This is a genomic window from Novosphingobium resinovorum (genome assembly GCF_001742225.1).
GTDB lineage: Bacteria > Pseudomonadota > Alphaproteobacteria > Sphingomonadales > Sphingomonadaceae > Novosphingobium > Novosphingobium resinovorum_A.
Genome location: NZ_CP017075.1, coordinates 393,618 through 411,218, shown reverse-complemented (window position 1 = coordinate 411,218; position 17,601 = coordinate 393,618). Strand labels below are relative to the sequence as shown.

Sequence of the window (17,601 nt, the reverse complement as noted above, 5' to 3'; positions counted from 1 at the left end):
AAATCAGAGGCTCTTGGCCAGCTCCTCGATCTCAGCCATCGAGATCGCGGCCACGACGTCCACCTCGCCCGCCGAGCGCTTGATCATCGGGCCGACGACCTTGCCGCCGATCTCGACGAAGCGCTCCACGCCCGCCGCGTGCATCGCGATGGCGCTCTCGCGCCAGCGGACACGGCCGGTGACCTGCTCCACCAGCAGACGCTGGACTTCGGCCGGGTCAGTCACCACCGCCGCTGTCACGTTGGCGAACAGCGCGACGCGCAGCGCGCCCGGAGGGGTCGCGGCGAGCGCCTCGGCCATGGCGTCGGCGGCGGGCTGCATCAGCGGGCAGTGGAACGGTGCCGAGACCGGCAGCGCGATGCCGCGCTTGATGCCGTGATCCTTGACCAGCGCGATGGCGCGCTCGATTGCTTCCTTGTGGCCCGAGATCACGACCTGCGTGGGGTCATTGTCGTTGGCGACGGTGCAGACCTGACCCTCGGCCGCCGCTTCGGCGAGCGCAGTGGCCTTCTCGATGTCGGCGCCCAGCAGCGCGGCCATGGCGCCCACGCCGACCGGCACGGCGGCCTGCATCGACTGGCCGCGCAGCTTCAGCAGGCGCGCGGTGTCGGCAAGGCTGAAGGCCCCTGCGGCGCAGAGCGCGGTGTACTCACCCAGCGAGTGACCGGCGACGAAGTCCGCCTTGTCGGCGAGGCTGATGCCGCCTTCCTTCTCCAGCACGCGCAGCACCGCGATGGCGTTCGCCATGATCGCAGGCTGGGCGTTCTCGGTGAGGGTGAGCTGGTCCTCGGGGCCTTCGCTCATGATGCGGAACAGGTTTTGGCCGAGAGCTTCGTCGACCTCCTGGAAGACCTCGCGCGCGACGGCGCTGGCCTGTGCGAGTTCGGCGCCCATGCCGACCTTCTGGCTACCCTGTCCGGGGAAAACGAATGCACGCATCTGCGACCGCTCCTTGGCTTGCACGGCGGGCGGGGAGCCTCTCGCCGATTGCGAATCGATTGTGGCGCGGCGGGTTATTGACCTTGGCCGCTCAGGGCAAGCCCTGAGACACGCACGTCACCCGAAAGCGATGTCCTGGGTAACGCCCTTCGAGAAGTCGCCCGCTTTGCGCCGCACGTATTCGTAGAAGCCCTTGAGGTTGTCGGTCGGCTCGTACAATTCGAGCATGTGCCCGTAAGTCGCTATCGTATCGAGGAAAACGTAACGGAACCCGTTGGTCATCTGCGCGTCTAGCGCCAGCGTAGCCCCTCGCCCGGTGAAGTCGGCGACGGCTGCATCCAGATTATCGACGAACAAGGCTACGTGATGCAGTCCCTCCCTCCCCGAGCCTTCCGGATAGAGGTCATGAAAGGCCGAAGGGCCGGGATTGTTCTGCTGGCAGAACTCGATCATCACTTCGCCCCACTGGCCGTAGGCGCTGGAGTGATCGAGTTCGCGCTCCACCCCGCGATGGACGGCGCGGGTCAGCGCGATATGGTCGGCCACGTAGTAAGGCCCGGAGCCGAAGGCCGCGGAATGTGCCTGCGCAGCGGCACGCACATCCGGCACGAAGTAGGCGATCTGGCGGATCGGCAAGGGCGCCATCAATCTCTCCCGTTCTGTTTGAGCTGGAGAGTGGCGTCTTCGTCAGCCGAAGGGAACTATCTTATTTGCGGCATCGTGACCGATGTCCGCCACGCCGAGGAAAGCGATCGCGTGGCGTTCGCACCAGTAGCGCGCGATCTGCTCGGCATCGGTGCCGAAGGGGCGGTCGTTCTCCGGCACGTCGCTGACGCGGCCGAGGCGAAGGCCCGCGATGCCGCCGAGATGCGCGGTCGCGTGGAAGAACAGGCGGTCGACGGCGTAGAGATATTCGGAGACTTCCTCCACCATGACCACGTGGTTGGCGAGCCCCGGCATCAGCCGCGTGCCACCAAGCATGGCCAGCGTCATCAGGTTGAAGGCGGCGACGGCGTGGCGCTCGCCGCCAAGCGAGGGTTCGAGGCCCTGCTTGTCACCCGCGAGGTAGGCGAGCGCACGGCGCACCGCATCGGCGCCACCTGCGCGCCGAATGTCCGCCAGCATGGGGCCGTGGACGGGCTTGCCGATCCGCTCGCGATAGAGCCCGCCAAGCAGATAGCCTGCGTCCGAATAGCCGAGGTAGGTCTTGCCGACCGCCGCATGACCCATCTGCTCCAGCGCGGCCTCCGCAATCCGGCACGCACCGTAGCCGCCCCGCGCGAACCACACGGCATCGACGGATGGATCGTTGGCGCACTCCAGCAGAGCACCGAGGCGTTGTTCGTCAGTTCCGGCGAAGTGCCCCTCCTGCGCGAAGCATTGCTCGTGAACGACGAGTTCCACGCCGGGAAACTCGGCAGCGGCGAGCGCGCGGACGGCCTCGGCATCCTCGCGGGTGATCGGGGTGGACGGTGCGCAGACGGCGATACGTGTCATGCCATGCATTCCTATCGAGGTTGTCACGGCGGGCAAGGCCGCATACGGCTTGCGGTCTATGACCGACCTGCCAACACCCTCCAGCGACCTCACTACTCACCCCTGGTTCTTCTGCGGCATCGGCGGCTCCGGCATGCTGCCGCTGGCGCTGATCCTCAAGGGCCACGGCGCGAGCATCGGCGGCTCGGACCGCAGCCGCGACCAGGGCCGGACGCCCGAGAAGTTCGCCTGGCTCGAATCGCTGGGCTTCGAACTGTTCCCGCAGGACGGCAGCGGCGTGATCTCGGCCGAGCAGACGCTGGTGGCCTCGGCTGCGGTGGAGGACACTGTGCCCGAAGTGGTACGGGCGACGCAGCTCGGGTGCCCCCGGATGAGCCGCGCGCAACTGCTGGCGACACTGTTCAATGCCGCGCCCTTCGGCGTGGCCATTGGCGGCACCTCGGGCAAATCGACCGTCACCGGCATGACCGGCTGGATCATGACCGCGGCAGGTCGCGATCCGACGATCATGAACGGCGCGGTGATGAAGAACTTCGTCCGCCCCGATGCGCCCTTTGCCAGTGCCCGCGTCGGACAGGGTGATGCCTTCGTGTCAGAGGTGGACGAAAGCGACGGCTCGATCGCGCTCTATCGCCCCAAGGTGGCGGTGCTGGGCAACGTCAGCCTCGATCACAAGAGCCTCGAGGAACTGCGCGAGTTGTTCGGCGACTTCCTCGCCCGCGCCGAAGTATCGGCGATCAACCTCGACGATGCGGAAACCGCCACGCTGGCCCATCGGGCGCGCTCGCTGGTGACCTTCGGGATCACTTCGCCCGAAGCCCAGATCGCCGCGATAGACGTGGTCGAGGGGCCGACTTCGCTGTCCGCCACGATCCTCGACAGGCGCGACGGCACCGAGCATGCGCTGACGCTGAAGGTGCCCGGCCGCCACAACCTCTACAATGCGCTCGCCGCGATCGCTGCCGCCAATGCCGCCGGCGTGCCCGTTGCCGAGGCGGTGGCCGCGCTCGGCAGCTTCGCGGGGCTGGCGCGGCGCTTCGACGTGGTCGGCACCTCGCCCTCGAGGATCGCGGTGATCGACGACTTCGGGCACAACCCGGACAAGGTCTCGGCGACGCTCTCGACGCTCAAGGTGCATCCGGGCCGCGTCATCGCGTTCTTCCAGCCGCACGGTTATGGCCCTTTACGCCAGATGGGTGCCGAACTGGCCGAAGTCATCGCAAGGCTGCTGGGGCCGGACGACCTGACGATCCTCTGCGACCCGGTCTACTTCGGCGGCACCGTGGATCGCAGCGAAGGCTCCGAACGCATTGTCCGGCTGATCGAAAGCCACGGCGGCAAGGCGGAATACGTGCCCAGCCGCGCCGACTGCGGGAAGCGGATCGCCGAAATCGCGCAGGCAGGCGACCGCGTGGTCATCATGGGCGCGCGGGACGATACGCTGACGGTGTTCGCGAAGGATGTTCTGGCCGCCCTGCCCTGACGTCGTCCCGGACTCGATCCGGGATCGGTGGCGGTCTTCAGGCGAGGGCTATCGGCAGGGCGCCCCGCTTCGATCCGGGCTGTCCACGGCCAGCGGTGCCGGATCAAGTCCGGGACGACGCCGCCTTCAAACTCCGCCTCAGTGTCCCTTGCCGCGCGCCTTGGCGACGAGGTGCACCACCACCGCTACCACCGCGCCCAGCACCAGCCCGACCACTGCCGAAGCCACAGCGTAGCCCAGCCAGCCGAACACCGGCCCCAGCGGCCCGGTCGCCTCGGCCAGCGCATGCTCGACGCTATGCGCGACGTGTGCGGGCGCGGGCAGGCCCAGTTCCTCCAGCCCGTGGAGGATAATCCCGCCGCCGACCCACAGCATCGCCACCGTGCCGACGCTGCCCAGAACCTTGAGCACGATCGGCATGGCCTTCAGCAGCCCGCGCCCCAGCGCCTGCGCGCTCGCGCCCGGCTTCTTGGTCAGGTGCAGGCCGACGTCGTCCATCTTCACGATCAGCGCCACCGCGCCGTAGACGCCGATGGTGATGAGCACGCCCACCACCGCCAGCGCCACGGCGCGGGCGATGAAGCTGGAATCCTCCACTTGCGACAGCGCGATCGCCATGATCTCGGCCGAGAGGATCAGGTCGGTGCGGATCGCCCCGGCAACGCGGGTCTTCTCGAAAGTGGCGACATCGCTCACCGGATCGTCCAGCGTCTCGCCGTGCTTCTCGCCGCCGAGCTTCTCCAGCACCTTCTCGGCGCCCTCGAACGCGAGGTAGAGGCCGCCCGCCATCAGGATCGGGGTGATCGCCATCGGCAGGAAGGCGCTCAGCAGCAGCGCCACCGGCAGCAGTATCACCAGCTTGTTGAACAGCGAGCCCTTGGTGATCTTCCAGATGATCGGCAGTTCGCGATCGGGCGTAAAGCCGGTGACGTAGCCCGGCGTCACCGCCGCATCGTCGATCACCACGCCCGCCGCCTTGGTGCCGGCCTTGGCCACCCCCGCCGCCACGTCGTCCATGGAGGCGGCAGCGGCACGAGCGATGACCGCAACGTCGTCAAGCAGGGCGACAAGGCCGGAAGGCATTCTATTTCCTTTTGTTTGCAAGTGCGAACGAAGCCGCTGCATGCGGGGTAATCAGCCTGTGATCAAGCGAAAGCGAAACGGACTTAAATCCTGCGCGCACCCGCCGTTCTTCTGGACATGTGAAGAGCGCTCCACTTCCGGGGCCGCTCGAAAGGCTTACCGGGGTTCAACACATGTCAGTCATCAACACCAACATCAGCGCGATCCGCGCCTCGAACGCATCGAATTCGGCCAACAAGGCTCTCGGCACCGCGATGGAGCGCCTGTCGACCGGCAAGCGCATCAACTCGGCCAAGGACGATGCGGCGGGCCTCGCGATCTCGACCTCGATGACCTCGCAGATCCGCGGCATGAGCCAGGGCATCCGCAACGCCAACGACGGCATCTCGCTGGCCCAGACCGCCGAAGGCACGCTGTCGGAAGTCGGCAACATGCTGCAGCGCGTGCGCGAACTGGCGATCCAGTCGGCATCGGGCACCTACCAGACCTCGGACCGCGCGGCGATGCAGCAGGAAGTCACCGCGCTCACCACGCAGATCAACGACAGCTTCACGCAGGCCAAGTTCAACGGCAACACGCTGATCTCGACCACCGCAGGCGCTGACCTGACCTTCAACATCCAGACCGGCTCGCAGGGCGGCCAGCAGGTCGTGCTGACCTCCAAGGCGATCGACGGCACCAAGGTCTCGGCGACTGCCCTCGACGTGACCGATGCGACCAAGGCGGCGACCACGCTTACCAACGTCGATGCGGCGCTATCGGACGTCAACGCCACCCGCGCTTCGCTCGGTGCCGGCCAGAACCGCCTCGAATCGGCGATCAACAACCTGACCAACACCACCACCAATCTGTCGGACGCCCGCAGCCGCATCGAGGACGCCGATTACTCGGCCGAAACCACCGCGATGGCCAAGGCGCAAATCCTCAGCCAGGCATCCACCGCGATGCTGGCGCAGGCCAACCAGAGCCAGCAGAACGTCCTCTCGCTGCTGCGCTGATCCAACGCTTGCACTGCCTTCCTCCCCCGGAAGGTCCGGAAGCCCGGCGGTCGTTTCCCCCGACCGTCGGGCGTTTCCGTGTCTGCACAAGGTGACAGGTTTACACGGTTGACACGGTCCAGAGGGCAAAGGTGTCACCTTAGGCCGGAAAGTGTCACCTTGCGGGCGCAAGGTGACACATTTTGCACGAGATGTGTCACCTTGCGACCGGCAGGTGTCAACTTGTGGTGTAACCTTATGGGGGGCGGAGCGGTTCGACCGGGCATTGGCGCAAGGTATCGGACCGGGCGGGGTGTAGGAAAGCGGGCGTTCGGTTTGCCCAAATCCCGCCATACTCCATGTGCTACGTGGGCAGGCATGAACTATATCATGCTGGCCATTGCCATTCTCACCGAAGTGTTCGCCACGACTGCGATGAAACAGTCCGAAGGCTTCACCCGCCTGCCTTGGGCGGCAGCGACCATCCTCGGCTATGCCGTCGCATTCTATTGCCTGTCGCTGACGCTGCGCACGATCCCGACCGGCGTTGCCTATGCCATCTGGTCCGGGGCGGGGATCGTTCTCATTTCAGCTGCGGCGTGGGTCTTCCAGGGCCAGAAACTGGATACCGCCGCCGTGATCGGCATGGCCCTTATCATCAGCGGTGTCGTCGTCATGAACACCTTTTCCTCGGCCTCCGCGCACTGACGGGCATGCCGGGCGGCGGCCGTCCTCATCAGAACTCGACGTCGAGTTCTTCCATTTCTTCCGGCTCGGCCTTTGCAGCCGCGATCCATTCGCGCATCGGGTCCCATTCGGCGATGGTCCGGCAATAGGCCTCGCACGGCTCCGGCAACGCCACCGCGTAGCTGACGAAGCGCGTCGTCACCGGGGCATACATCGCGTCCGCCACGGTCGGCTGCGCCCCGAACAGGAACGGGCCGCCGTAACGATCGAGGCACTCGAGCCAAATCGCCTCGATGCGCTCGATGTCCGGACGCGCGCCGGAGAACACAGGGAACTTCGCATGGCGCACCTTCAGGTTCATCGGCAGCGCCGAGCGCAAATTGGTGAAGCCCGAGTGGATCTCCCCCGAGATCGAGCGGCAATGCGCCCGTGCGATCGGGTCTTCCGGAAGCATCTGCGCGCCGGGGAACTGCTCGTTGAGGAACTCGGCGATCGCCAGAGTGTCCCACACGCTCGCTCCCTGCCACGTCAGGCGCGGCACCAGCACCGAGGGCGAGAGCAGCAGCAGTTCCGCGCGGTTGGCGGCATCGTTGGCGACCATCTTCTCGGTCACCTCCAGCCCGGCAAGGCGGCACAGCAGCCAGCCGCGCAGCGACCACGCCGAATAGGTCTTGCTGGAGATCGTCAGCGTTGCACCGGAATCGACCATGACCTGCCCCTTCATTCAGCTTGCTTAACGTTATGATGCAGCGCAGCATGATTGTACAACCGTTTGCGTGCACACTCGCCGAATCGCGAGGTGCCTGAGGGATATTGCGGATGCTCTATGACGCCTACCAGGCTTATTGCGACGTCCTGACCCCGGCGCGCCTGACCGCACGCGCGGCGACCGGTTTTCGCGACAAGTTCCTGGGCGGGGCGAAGACGATGCCGATGGCGCGCCGCCTGTTCGCTCTGGCCGAGACGTTCGACAAATCGACGATCACCCACAAGCGCCCGCCTTACGACATCGATGAAGTGCTCTGCGGCAATACCATGACGCCGGTGGTCGAGGACGTGGCGCTGGCCCTGCCCTTCGGCGATCTGCTCCACTTCGCCAAGCCGGAGGTGACCACGCCGCAACCCAAAGTGCTGGTGGTGGCGCCGCTTTCGGGCCACTTCGCCACGCTTCTGCGCAATACGGTCGCGACGCTGCTGCGCGACCACGACGTCTACATCACCGACTGGAAGAACGCGCGCGACGTGCCGCTCTCCGCAGGCAAGTTCGGGCTGGACGAATACATCGACTACGTCATTCGCTTCCTGCAGGAGATCGGCGATCCGGCGGCAAGGCGCGGCGCCAACGTGCTGGCGGTGTGCCAGCCTTGCGTGCCGGTACTGGCGGCCGTGGCGCTGATGGCACAGGACGACGACCCGTGCCAGCCGCGCACCATGTCGCTGCTTGGCGGGCCGGTGGACGTACGCGAATCCCCCACGGTGGTGAACGAGCTTGCCAATGCGCAGAGCTACGACTGGTTCGAGAACAACCTCATCCACACCGTTCCGTGGCGCTACAAGGGCGGTGGACGCAAGGTCTATCCGGGGTTCATCCAGCTCACCGCGTTCATGTCGATGAACATGGGGCGGCACAATGCGCAGTTCCGCAAGCTCTACCAGCACCTCGCCGACCTGGAGATGGACGAAGCGGCGAAGATCGAGGACTTCTACGACGAGTACCTCGCGGTGCTGGACATGACGGCGGAGTTCTACCTCGAAACCATCGACCGGGTGTTCCAGCAGGCGCAGCTGGCGAAGGGCGAACTGGTCGTCTGTGAAAAGCGCTGAAGCCCGCAGGGAGGCGTGGGTTTTGGTGGATATGAAGTAATCGAATTTGCAAGGTTTTGGGGAAATCGGACGAAAAGCTTGCGATTACGCGCGCCCGTGCACGTAGGGGCTTTCCTCGCAAGTCGGGTCGTGATTCATTGAGTTGGACGAAACGAAGAGGTTTTGCCGATGCCTCCGAAGAAGCCCGCGCAGCGCAGTGACGAGTTGTTCCGCAGTCAGCTCGACAACATGGTCGACATGGAACACGCGCTGGTGAAATTGGCGGGGCTGATCGACTGGTCACGGTTCGATGCGGCCTATGGACGGTTCTACCATGAGAAAGGCCGCCCTGGGCTGTCGACGCGGCTAATGGCAGGCCTGCACCTGCTCAAGCACATGGAGGGCCTGTCGGACGAAGCCGTCTGCGCCCGCTGGGTCGAGAACCCGTACCACCAATTCTTTTGCGGTGAGCAGTACTTCCGCCACAAGCTGCCACTGGATCGCTCGTCGATGACGCGCTGGCGGAACCGGATCGGGGCCGACAAGCTGGAACTTCTGCTCGCCGAGACGCTGCGCGTGGCGATGGAAACAAGGGCAATGCCGCCGCAGGCCTGCGAGCGGGTGACGGTGGACACGACTGTACAGACCAAGGCGATTGCCCATCCCACCGACAGCCACCTGCTGCTACGCGGCATCGAGTGGCTGAACCGGATTGCCCGCAAGCACGGTATCAAGCTGCGCCAGTCATTCCTGCGGGTGGGCCGCCAGGCTCGGCGCGATGTCTCCCGGCTGATCCACGGGCGCGGTCACAAGCAGGCGATGCGTTGGGTGCGCAAACTTCGCACCTGGCTGGGCCGGCTCGACCGCGACATCGGCCGCAAGATCGCCGGAAATGAGGAACTCGAGGCCGCCTTTGCCGTCGTCCGCGAGCGGGTGGCGAAGATCCTCACCCAGAAGGCTGGCAGCACGGACAAGCTTTATGCCCTGCACGCGCCCGAGGTGGAATGCATCGCCAAGGGCAAGGCGCGGACCCGCTACGAGTTCGGGGTAAAGACCTCGATCGCGGTGACAAACGCCCGCACCGCCGGCGGCCAGTTCATCGTCGGCATGCAGGCGTTGCCCGGCAACCCCTATGATGGCCACACCCTGTCCGGGCAGATCGAGCAAGTCGAGCGCCTGACCGGCGTCACCGTTGAGCGGGCTTATGTCGATCGCGGCTACAAGGGGCACAAGCATGGCGGGCAGGCCAGGGTCTATATCGCCCACACCCGCGGGATCACCTCACCCACGATCAAGCGCGAGCTCAGGCGACGAAATGCCATCGAACCGATCATCGGTCACACCAAGTCCGATGGCCTGCTCGAGCGCAATCACCTCGCCGGTGCCACCGGCGATGCCATCAACGCCATCCTGGTCGCCGCGGGGCACAATCTCAGGTTGCTCGTCGCATGGCTGACTGCGCTTTTGCGCGCCCTCATCGCCGCCTGGCTATCCCCAGTCCTGCCCAAAATGGCCGCTGCCTGAAAGCAGCCTACCAGTTCGATAAACCCCTCACGGCACATCGGACGCAATCTACCCGTCGCCGAAACGAACATCGCATTGTTCACGGCCGACGAACTGGTGCACCGCAGCCGCCGGGTGGACTGCGCGGCGATCCGCAAGACCGCGCTGCTCACCGTCGAGGGCGAGCGCGACGACATCTGCGCGGTGGGCCAGACGGCGGCGGCGCACCTGCTGTGTACCAGCCTGAGGCCCCACCTGAGGCGGCACCACCTGCAGCCGGGCGTGGGGCATTACGGCGTGTTCTCGGGCTCGAAGTGGGAGCGCGAGGTCTATCCGCAAGTGCGAGCCATGATCCTGGCGATGGCCTGATAGCCAAATCCTCCCTGTTGCGAAGCAATGGGGAGGTGGCAGCCCGCAGGGCTGACGGAGGGGGCGTCAGCTCCCCCTCCACCACCGCCTGCGGCGGCGGTCCCCCTCCCCATCGCTACGCGACGGGGAGGATGAAGCGCTCCTTAATACCCCTGCTTCGCCAGCCAGGCGTCCACTTCCGGCATGCGGGTCTGGCCGACCTGGATGCGGTTCTGGATCTTGGCGATCGCCTCGTCCACCGGACGGCGCGAACCGGCCGCGAGGCGCTGCTTCGCATAGGCGTCCAGCTTGGCCGGCATCGCCGGATCGGAACTGCCGGTGGCCAGACGCCCGACGTAGCGCGTCGCACCCGAGCTATCGACGCGGCTCATCACCGCATCGTAGTTGGCGAGGACGAAGTCGAACGCCTGCTCGGGATGCTCGCCGCCGACGGCGCTGACGATCACCGGGCTGGTGGTCACGCCCGGCTCGTCGGTGAGCGACAGGGCCAGCGCCTTGTCGGCCAGCGCCTTGTCGTTGGCGCGGCCCAGCAGCGAGTAGAGCGTGGTCTTGACCTGCGCCGAGGTCTCTTCCTGCGCCATCGTGTGCAGCTTGTCCCAGGTCGCCGCGTCCGCGTTCTTCGCGACGACGGTGAGCACCGCCACCTTCACCGAGGGATCGATCGAGGCCGGATCGGCGAAGCGGCGACGTGCCTCGGCGACCACCGAGGGTTCGCCCAGCGCGCCCAGCGTGTCGATCAGCGTGGCGCGCAGGTCGCCGGCGGTGGCCTGCTCGTCCGCCTTCGGCTCCCAGCCCAGCGTGTTCAGCACCGGCAGCAGGCGCTTCGTGGCGAAGCGCGAGAGAGCCGCCTTGCGCTTCGCGTTGTCCTTGGCGAAGTCGGCTAGGCCGCCGATCACCTTGGCCGCGCGCTCCATCACCTGCGGCGAGGCATTGGCGGGCAGGTTCTTCACCACGTCGAGCATGTCGGCCATCGGCTGGTTGCCCGCGTAGCCGAGCGCCACCGCATCGTTGAGGATGCCGAGCTGGTCGACCGGCTGCACCGAAGCGATGCCCTTGACCAGACCCGCGAAGGTCTTCGCATCATAGAGCACGCGGTAGTAGCCCGACTGGCCCGCATTGACGACGACCGGACCGCAGCCCGCGACCTTGAGCGAACCCTTGCCCTGCAGCAGCGTCTCGGCCCTGGTGTCGTCCGTGCCCGCAGCGCTGACCGGCACGCGCCAGGCGAGCGGCTGCTTGTCGGCGCGGTCGCGGGTGAACTCGCCCTGCTCCAGCGCCAGCGTCGTCGAACCGGCGGCGCACGAGGACGTCACCTTCACCAGCGGAATGCCCGGCTGCAGCGTGAAGTCGTGCGCGATCTGGCTGATCGGCTTGCCCGAAGCCTTGTCGATCTCGCGCCACAGGTCGTCGGTGACGGTGTTGGAGTGCTTGTAGCGCGCCATGTAGGCCTGCACGCCCTTCTGCCACTCGTCCGAACCGGCATAGGCTTCGAGCATGCGGATCACCGCCTCGCCCTTGGCGTAGGTGATGTTGTCGAAGGCCTGGCTGGCTTCTTCAACGGTCGCGATGTGGTGGATAATCGGGTGCGTGGTGACGTAGGCGTCCTGGTCCATGGCGCGCTCACGCTCGCCGGTGGCGGTCAGTTCGGGGTGCCATTCGGGGTGGAACTTCGCAGCCGCGCGGCTTTCCATCCACGAGGCGAAGCCCTCGTTCAACCACAGGTCGTCCCACCACGACATCGTGACGAGATCGCCGAACCACTGGTGCGCCATTTCATGTGCGACGACCGTGAAGATGCGCTGGCGCAGCGCGTTGGACGCGATCTTGGGGTCGAGCAGCATCGCGTTCTCGAAGTAGAAGATGCCGCCCCAGTTCTCCATGGCGGAGAAGAACTGGCTGCGCCCCGGCGCCGCGATGTGGTCGAGCTTGGGCAGCGGGTACTTCTCGCCGAAGTATTCGTTCATCCACGGCAGCAGGTCGGCCGAGGCGCCCAGCGCGTAATCCGCCTGCGCCAGATCGCCCTTCTTGGTGAGCACGCCCACTTCGGTGTCCCCCGCCATCTTGGTCTTGCGCTCGAAATCGCCGAGGCCGAAGAACAGCAGGTAGGTCGACATCTTGGGGCTGGTGCCGAAGGTCACCAGCGTCTTGCCGCCCCCCAGATCCTTGCGGCTTTCCACCGGCAGGTTGCCGACGGCGACTTCCTCGGTCGGCACGATCGTCTTGAGGCTGAAGGTCGCCTTGTAGAACGGCTCGTCCCACGAAGGCATGAAGCGGCGCGCGTCCGAGTTCTCGAACTGGGTGAACAGCGCGCGCTTGGCCGAGCCGTCGGCCGCCTTGTAGTCCAGCGCGAAAAGGCCATAGGCCTGCGTATTGATCTTGCCCGCATAGTCGATCGACAGCACGTAGCTGCCCGGGGCGATGGGCTTGGCGAACGTGAAGGTCGCGGTCTGCGCGGCCTCGTCGAGCGAAACGGTGGGCGTACCGGCCTTCTTGCCGCCCTTGGTGAGCGCTGCCTTGGCGATCGTCAGCTCGGCCGCCTGCAGCGTGATGGTCTGCGTCGCCTCGACCACGTCGACCGTGATCGCCGCCTTGCCCGCGAAGGTCATCGCCTTGGCATCGGGAGTGACGGTGATGTCGTAGTGGCTGGGGCGAACGCTGCGCGGAAGCTGCGTGGTCACCGTCTCCGCCGTGGCGCCCTTGGTCGTGGAAGCAGTGCCAACTTCCTGCGCTGAAACGGAAAACGGAAGGGCAACGCCGGCGAGAAGCGCCAGCGCGGCGCGACGATACGGTTTCTTCATGGACGACTCACACCAGATGGGGGGATCACGCCTTGCTAACGTCCTGTCGCGAGCACGCAACAATTTACCTGTTGTGTGCAATTTTAAACGCTGCGGGAGTCACAGGGCCCACCCCGTCCGGCTAGGCAGCAAGCTGCCAAGCCTTCCGGCCCTCCCGCGAGCGGGAGGGCTGACCTCACTTCTCCCCTCCCGCCTGCGGGAGGGGCCGGGGGTGGGCTTCCCCCTTCTCTGCCCACACCGCGCTTGCATTCCGTCCAAAATCCGCTAAGCGCGCCCCTTCCCCAAAGTCCGAGGACACAGGGAAACCCAAAGAAAGCCGGAGGGGCCTCGCAATCCCGCGAGTCGCCAGCGATCGGTTAGACTAGATAAAGGAAGCTGCCGTGGCTCTATATGAGCACGTGTTCCTGGCACGCCAGGACCTCAGCCAGGCGCAAGTCGATGCGCTTGCTGCCGCCGCCACCGAGATCGTCGAGTCGAACCAGGGCAAGGTCGTCAAGACCGAGACCTGGGGCCTCAAGAATCTCGCGTACAAGATCAAGCGCAACCGCAAGGCTCACTTCGTGATGCTGAACATCGAGGCTTCGGGCGACGTCGTCGCCGAGCTCGAGCGCCAGACGCAGATCAACGAAGACGTCATCCGCTACGTGACCATCCGCGTCGACGAGCACGAGGAAGGCCCTTCGGTCATGATGCGCAAGACCGACCGCGAGCGTACTCGCCGTCGCGAACGTGAAGGGAACTGATTTCCATGGCACGTGCATTCTTCCGCCGCCGCAAGTCCTGCCCGTTCTCGGGCAAGAACGCGCCGAAGATCGACTACAAGGACGTTCGTCTGCTCCAGGGCTTCATGTCCGAGCGTGGCAAGATCGTCCCCAGCCGCATCACCGCGGTTTCCGCAAAGAAGCAGCGTGAGCTGGGCCAGGCTATCAAGCGTGCCCGCCACATCGGCCTGCTTCCCTTCATCGTGAAGTAAGGGAGGGACCTACCCATGCAGATCATCCTCCTGGAACGCATCGAGAAGCTCGGCGCCATCGGCGACGTCGTCTCGGTCAAGGACGGTTACGCCCGTAACTACCTGCTTCCGAACAAGAAGGCCCTCCGCGCCAACGACGCGAACAAGAAGGTCTTCGAAGCCAACCGCGCCAAGATCGAAGCCGACAACGCTGAGCGTCGTTCGGCTGCCGAAGCCAACTCGGGCAACGTCGAAGGCAAGCAGATCGTCCTGATCCGCGCCTCGTCGAACTCGGGCCAGCTTTACGGTTCGGTCTCGGTCCGCGACATCGTCGACGGCCTGAACGCCGAAGGCGCGAACGTGTCGAAGCAGATGATCGTGCTCGAGCGCCCGATCAAGACGCTCGGCATCTTCGACGTCAAGGTTTCGCTGCACCCCGAAGTTGCGGTCAACGTCAAGGTGAACGTCGCCCGTTCGCCCGACGAAGCCGAACTGCAGTCGCAGGGCGTGGACGTGATGGCCGCGATGTTCGAACAGGACGTCTCGGGCTTCACCGAAGCCTACGACCCGAACGCCGAACCCGGCGAAATCGCGGTCGAGGAAACCGAGGAAGAGGGCGAGGCCCAGGCCTGAGCCTTTCCTTCGGTTACCGAGGAATAGCAAAGCCCTCGTTCCCCAGCGGAACGGGGGCTTTTCCTTTTGGCACAATGCTGGTTCGTGCCCATGGGGCTTCGACAAGCTCAGCCTGAGCGGTGTTGAGAGCAGGCTCTCAGAGCATCCGATGCCCCCTTCGTCATTGCGAGCGCAGCGAAGCAATCCAGGGCAATTCAGCGCCGCTCTGGATTGCTTCGCTGCGCTCGCAATGACGATCAATGAAAATCCAAATCCCGCTCAGGCTGAGCTTGTCGAAGCCCCCTCGGCCGGGCAGACCCGGAAAACCATGATCCACTCCGTCACCCCCGCCGACTACCGCACCGACGCATCTCTGCGCGGCGCGATGCTGGCGCTCAACAACGCCCACGCCGTCGCACTCTCCTTCGCCGACGAAGCGCGCATGGCGATGCTGGTGGAGGAGGCATTCCTCGCCGCGCGGATCGGAAGCCTGGACGCCCTACTCCTCGCCTTCGCGCCCGGGGCCGCATACGACAGCGCCAACTACCGCTGGTTCGAACGGCGCTATGCCAGTTTCGTCTACGTCGACCGCGTCGTCGTCGCCCCGGAAGCGCGCGGTCGGGGCCTGGCTCGCCAACTCTACGCCCGCCTCTTCGAAGCGGCCCGCGCCGCGGGCCACGAGCGCGTGGTCTGCGAGGTCAATTCCGATCCGCCCAACCCGGCTTCCGACGCCTTCCATGCCGCCCTCGGCTTCACGCCCATCGGCGAGGCGCTGCTGGAGAACGGCAAGACGGTGACGTATCTCTCGCTGGAGCTGTCGTCGTCCCGGACTTGATCCGGGACCGCTGGCGGTCTTTAGGCACGATCTTCCAGTGCGCGGAAAGCTGGGTTGTTCACGGCCAGCGGTCCCGGATCAAGTCCGGGACGACGCAAGGACACCGTCATCACCCTGCCCATATCGCCCCCTATTGCGCCGCAGCACGGAATGCGTAATAGATGGCCATGCAGAAGATGAAAGAAACCATCGCGGAATTGGTCCGCGTTTACGAAGCCGCCGTTTCCACTCTCAAGGCCGATATCGCCGCCTTCGTAGAGAACGGCACCCTCCCCCCAGCAGATCGCCGCGCGAACCGCCTCTGGACATATCCTGAGCTGCGGATCACGTATCGCGGCACCGAACTCAACGCCCGCGCCTCGCGCGCGTTCGGGCGGCTCGAGATGGCCGGCACATACGCCACTACCGTTACGCGCCCACATCTCTTCGCCTCCTACCTCGAGGAACAGCTCGCGCTGATCGAGGCCGAGTACGAAGTGGAATTCGAGGTAGCCGCCTCCACGCAGGAGATCCCCTTCCCCTACGTGCTCGAAGGCGTCTCGGTCGGCAGCGTCACGCCGCAGGAACTGGCGAGCCACTTCCCCAGCACCGAACTGGCGATGATCGGAGACGAGATCGCCGACGGCACCTTCCTCGCCGCCGAGGACGAACCGCACCCGCTGGCCCTGTTCGACGGCCTGCGCACCGACTTCTCCCTCGCGCGCCTGGCGCACTACACCGGCACAAGCCCGGACCACTGCCAGCGCTTCGTGCTGTTCACCAACTACCACCGCTATGTGGACGAGTTCGTGGACTGGGCGGGCACGCAAGTCGGCTCGGACGGCTATGTCGCGCTTTCGGGCGCCGGCGGCCTCTATCTCGACGCGCCGGTTGAGAACGCGCGCGCACGCCTGTCCGACACCGCATGGCGCCGCCACCAGATGCCCGCCTACCACCTCATTCGCAAGGACGGTTCGGGCATCACGCTGGTCAACATCGGTGTCGGCCCGTCCAACGCCAAGACCATCACCGATCACCTCGCGGTGCTGCGCCCCGAGGCGTGGCTGATGATCGGCCACTGCGGCGGCCTGCGCGAAAGCCAGCGCATCGGCGACTACGTGCTCGCCCATGCCTATCTGCGGGACGACCACGTGCTCGACCCGGTGCTGCCGCCCGAGATCCCGCTGCCCGCCATCGCCGAAGTGCAGCTGGCCCTGGCGCAGGCGGCCGAGGTCGTCAGCGGCGAAGGCGGCGCGAACCTCAAGAAGCGGATGCGCACCGGCACCATCGTCACCACCGACGATCGCAACTGGGAACTGCGCTACACCGAGTCCGCCAAGCGCTTCTCGCTGAGCCGCGCGATCGGCATCGACATGGAAAGCGCCACGATCAGCGCGCAGGGCTACCGCTTCCGCGTACCTTACGGGACGCTGCTGTGCGTCTCGGACAAGCCGCTGCACGGCGAACTCAAGCTGCCGGGCCAGGCCAACCGCTTCTATGAAGAGGCGATCGCCAGCCACCTCAAGATCGGCCTCATCACCTGCGACCTGCTGCGCGAACAGGGTGACCGCCTGCACTCGCGCAAGCTGCGCGCGTTCAACGAGCCGCCGTTCCGGTAGGAAACAGCCTACCGGGCCAGAACACGAAGCCGACCGTCGCGACCTGAGCGGCGGTCGGCTTTTTCGTTGCGCCTGCAGAAAAGCGGCGGACGGCTACTCTCCCTCGCGGGATATATTCGTGATACGCCGCTTAACACGCAGAGAGCCTGCAGAATTTCGCTACGCGCACTCGCGCGAATGTTCTGGTGGTTGGTAATTTTATGCCCGCGTTCCGAAACGACGATAGGCTCAAGCGCAATCTTATTCCCAATGTCATCGCAAGCCTTCCAAACGGCCACAGAACATTTACTTTCGCGAATAATCCTGCATTCAATATAGAAACTGAATTCGATTAACTTATTTTCAATGAAACATATGTGAAATGAATTTCAGGTATATTTCACGTTTATTTCCAATATTGAAATAGATGTGATCGATATACAACGCCATCAATTCATTATCCGCACATCGATGATTATATGATGA

15 protein-coding genes and 2 pseudogenes are annotated in these 17,601 nt (G+C 65.2%); 11 read left to right on the top strand and 6 right to left on the bottom strand.

Annotation, left to right across the window (positions count from 1 at the left end; all coding sequences use genetic code 11):
* Positions 1–3: 3 nt before the first annotated feature.
* From fabD to BES08_RS01850, 3 genes are all read right to left on the bottom strand, one after another.
* Positions 4–939, bottom strand: coding sequence for an ACP S-malonyltransferase (fabD, locus tag BES08_RS01860; protein WP_036523317.1), 936 nt, complete (start codon positions 937–939; stop codon positions 4–6).
* A gap of 117 nt (positions 940–1,056) precedes the next feature.
* Complete coding sequence (locus BES08_RS01855; RefSeq protein WP_069707547.1) at positions 1,057–1,584, bottom strand: VOC family protein; 528 nt, start codon at positions 1,582–1,584, stop codon at positions 1,057–1,059.
* Between the two features lie 42 nt (positions 1,585–1,626).
* Positions 1,627–2,436, bottom strand: a complete 810-nt coding sequence (locus tag BES08_RS01850; RefSeq protein WP_036523314.1) for an LD-carboxypeptidase — start codon at positions 2,434–2,436, stop codon at positions 1,627–1,629.
* Positions 2,437–2,494: 58 nt separating this feature from the next.
* Between BES08_RS01850 and BES08_RS01845 the strand changes: the two genes are divergently transcribed.
* Positions 2,495–3,919 (top strand): glutamate ligase domain-containing protein, encoded by a 1,425-nt coding sequence (locus tag BES08_RS01845; RefSeq protein ID WP_069707546.1) that lies wholly within the window; start codon positions 2,495–2,497, stop codon positions 3,917–3,919.
* 138 nt (positions 3,920–4,057) lie between these two features.
* Here the strand turns inward: BES08_RS01845 and BES08_RS01840 are convergent, their stop codons facing one another.
* Entirely contained in the window at positions 4,058–5,002 is a 945-nt protein-coding gene (locus tag BES08_RS01840) for a DUF808 domain-containing protein (RefSeq protein ID WP_069707545.1), read from the bottom strand.
* A 173-nt stretch (positions 5,003–5,175) separates the two neighbouring features.
* Here BES08_RS01840 and BES08_RS01835 point away from each other — a divergent pair, with 173 nt between their 5' ends.
* Both BES08_RS01835 and BES08_RS01830 read left to right on the top strand, forming a co-directional pair.
* The gene (locus BES08_RS01835) at positions 5,176–6,000 is read left to right on the top strand and encodes a flagellin N-terminal helical domain-containing protein (protein ID WP_069707544.1); all 825 of its coding nucleotides are present in this window, start codon (positions 5,176–5,178) and stop codon (positions 5,998–6,000) included.
* A 357-nt stretch (positions 6,001–6,357) separates the two neighbouring features.
* Entirely contained in the window at positions 6,358–6,687 is a 330-nt protein-coding gene (locus BES08_RS01830) for a DMT family transporter (protein WP_069707543.1), read from the top strand.
* A gap of 28 nt (positions 6,688–6,715) precedes the next feature.
* Here BES08_RS01830 and BES08_RS01825 read toward each other — a convergent pair whose 3' ends face one another.
* Complete coding sequence (locus BES08_RS01825) at positions 6,716–7,390, bottom strand: glutathione S-transferase (RefSeq protein ID WP_231958129.1); 675 nt, start codon at positions 7,388–7,390, stop codon at positions 6,716–6,718.
* 95 nt (positions 7,391–7,485) lie between these two features.
* Between BES08_RS01825 and phaZ the strand changes: the two are divergent.
* From phaZ to BES08_RS01810, 3 genes and pseudogenes are all read left to right on the top strand, one after another.
* Positions 7,486–8,472 (top strand): annotated as a pseudogene (gene phaZ, locus BES08_RS01820) (polyhydroxyalkanoate depolymerase); the annotation flags it as partial.
* Between the two features lie 186 nt (positions 8,473–8,658).
* Positions 8,659–9,993, top strand: a complete 1,335-nt coding sequence (locus BES08_RS01815; protein WP_069707542.1) for an IS5 family transposase — start codon at positions 8,659–8,661, stop codon at positions 9,991–9,993.
* Positions 9,994–10,083: 90 nt separating this feature from the next.
* Positions 10,084–10,341: pseudogene (locus BES08_RS01810) on the top strand (polyhydroxyalkanoate depolymerase); the annotation flags it as partial.
* Between the two features lie 143 nt (positions 10,342–10,484).
* Here the strand turns inward: BES08_RS01810 and BES08_RS01805 are convergent.
* Entirely contained in the window at positions 10,485–13,139 is a 2,655-nt protein-coding gene (locus BES08_RS01805; protein WP_069707540.1) for a M1 family metallopeptidase, read from the bottom strand.
* A gap of 380 nt (positions 13,140–13,519) precedes the next feature.
* Between BES08_RS01805 and rpsF the strand changes: the two genes are divergently transcribed.
* From rpsF to BES08_RS01780, 5 genes are all read left to right on the top strand, one after another.
* Positions 13,520–13,882 (top strand): 30S ribosomal protein S6, encoded by a 363-nt coding sequence (gene rpsF / locus BES08_RS01800; protein WP_008832807.1) that lies wholly within the window; start codon positions 13,520–13,522, stop codon positions 13,880–13,882.
* A gap of 5 nt (positions 13,883–13,887) precedes the next feature.
* The gene (gene rpsR, locus BES08_RS01795) at positions 13,888–14,112 is read left to right on the top strand and encodes a 30S ribosomal protein S18 (RefSeq protein ID WP_007686754.1); all 225 of its coding nucleotides are present in this window, start codon (positions 13,888–13,890) and stop codon (positions 14,110–14,112) included.
* A 15-nt stretch (positions 14,113–14,127) separates the two neighbouring features.
* Positions 14,128–14,724, top strand: coding sequence for a 50S ribosomal protein L9 (gene rplI / locus BES08_RS01790; RefSeq protein ID WP_008832808.1), 597 nt, complete (start codon positions 14,128–14,130; stop codon positions 14,722–14,724).
* A 307-nt stretch (positions 14,725–15,031) separates the two neighbouring features.
* Complete coding sequence (locus tag BES08_RS01785; protein ID WP_069709115.1) at positions 15,032–15,538, top strand: GNAT family N-acetyltransferase; 507 nt, start codon at positions 15,032–15,034, stop codon at positions 15,536–15,538.
* A 167-nt stretch (positions 15,539–15,705) separates the two neighbouring features.
* Complete coding sequence (locus BES08_RS01780; RefSeq protein WP_036523308.1) at positions 15,706–17,136, top strand: AMP nucleosidase; 1,431 nt, start codon at positions 15,706–15,708, stop codon at positions 17,134–17,136.
* The last annotated feature ends 465 nt before the right edge of the window (positions 17,137–17,601 follow it).

Bases quoted from the DNA above. Each gene is read 5' to 3' on its own strand.
- BES08_RS01850 (WP_036523314.1), bottom strand. From the start codon at position 2,436: ATGACACGTATCGCCGTCTGCGCACCGTCCACCCCGATCACCCGCGAG.
- BES08_RS01855 (WP_069707547.1), bottom strand. From the start codon at position 1,584: ATGGCGCCCTTGCCGATCCGCCAGATCGCCTACTTCGTGCCGGATGTG.
- BES08_RS01805 (WP_069707540.1), bottom strand. From the start codon at position 13,139: ATGAAGAAACCGTATCGTCGCGCCGCGCTGGCGCTTCTCGCCGGCGTT.
- BES08_RS01835 (WP_069707544.1), top strand. From the start codon at position 5,176: ATGTCAGTCATCAACACCAACATCAGCGCGATCCGCGCCTCGAACGCA.
- rplI (WP_008832808.1), top strand. From the start codon at position 14,128: ATGCAGATCATCCTCCTGGAACGCATCGAGAAGCTCGGCGCCATCGGC.
- BES08_RS01845 (WP_069707546.1), top strand. From the start codon at position 2,495: ATGACCGACCTGCCAACACCCTCCAGCGACCTCACTACTCACCCCTGG.
- BES08_RS01815 (WP_069707542.1), top strand. From the start codon at position 8,659: ATGCCTCCGAAGAAGCCCGCGCAGCGCAGTGACGAGTTGTTCCGCAGT.
- BES08_RS01825 (WP_231958129.1), bottom strand. From the start codon at position 7,390: ATGAAGGGGCAGGTCATGGTCGATTCCGGTGCAACGCTGACGATCTCC.
- rpsR (WP_007686754.1), top strand. From the start codon at position 13,888: ATGGCACGTGCATTCTTCCGCCGCCGCAAGTCCTGCCCGTTCTCGGGC.
- BES08_RS01840 (WP_069707545.1), bottom strand. From the start codon at position 5,002: ATGCCTTCCGGCCTTGTCGCCCTGCTTGACGACGTTGCGGTCATCGCT.
- BES08_RS01780 (WP_036523308.1), top strand. From the start codon at position 15,706: ATGCAGAAGATGAAAGAAACCATCGCGGAATTGGTCCGCGTTTACGAA.
- BES08_RS01785 (WP_069709115.1), top strand. From the start codon at position 15,032: ATGATCCACTCCGTCACCCCCGCCGACTACCGCACCGACGCATCTCTG.
- BES08_RS01830 (WP_069707543.1), top strand. From the start codon at position 6,358: ATGAACTATATCATGCTGGCCATTGCCATTCTCACCGAAGTGTTCGCC.
- fabD (WP_036523317.1), bottom strand. From the start codon at position 939: ATGCGTGCATTCGTTTTCCCCGGACAGGGTAGCCAGAAGGTCGGCATG.